General features: G+C 73.4%; 1 protein-coding gene and 1 pseudogene. Both read right to left on the reverse strand.

What is annotated here, in order from left to right; translation table 11 throughout:
• Window positions 1-154 (reverse strand): annotated as a pseudogene (locus ACFW2E_RS38015) (acetyl-CoA C-acyltransferase); the annotation flags it as partial.
• Window positions 155-183: 29 nt separating this feature from the next.
• On the reverse strand, window positions 184-674 hold a 491-nt coding region (locus tag ACFW2E_RS38020; protein ID WP_384473954.1), incomplete at its 5' end, for an LLM class flavin-dependent oxidoreductase.

The raw sequence follows: 674 nt of genomic DNA on the forward strand, positions 1-674 counted from the left end.
TCGCGGCGGGGTCCAGGCCCGGGAAACGGTCGCGGATCTCGTGGATGAGGCCGACGACCAGGTCGATGGGCTTGGTGCCGTGCAGGGCGCCGTTCGCCTTGCCGCGGCCGCGCGGGGTGCGGATCGCGTCGTACACGTACGCTTCGGTGCTCACTGACAAGCCTTTCCGGTGAGTGAGGGTTTCTACAGCCAGCTCTTGACGGTCTCGACCAGGCGGGCCGGTTCCGGGCCCACGGGGACGACGTTCAGCATCGTCACACCGGCCTCGCGGAAGGCGGCGACGCGCTCACGGACGTAGCCCTCCGGGCCGCACAGCGACATGAGCTCGCACAGCTCGTCGGGCACGGCAGCCTCGGCCTCCTTCTTGCGGCCCGACAGGTACAGCTCCTGGATGAGCCGGGCTTCCTTCTCGTAGCCGTACGCCACGGCGAGGTCGTTGTAGAAGTTCTTGCCCGGTGCGCCCATGCCGCCCACGTACAGGGCGATCTTCGGGCGGGCCAGGTCCCGCGCGGCGGCCGCGTCCTCGCCGATGGCGAGCAGACCGCCGGCGACGACCTGGAGCGGTCCGAGGGCGGGGTGGGGGGGGGGGGGTGGGAGCGCCCAGCGGGGAGCCCCCCCCCCCCCGAGGCTGGTGGGGTGGGCGCGCTGGGGGGGCGCGCCCGCGGGCGGGGCGG

Source organism: Streptomyces sp. NPDC058964 (assembly GCF_042741275.1).
GTDB lineage: Bacteria > Actinomycetota > Actinomycetes > Streptomycetales > Streptomycetaceae > Streptomyces.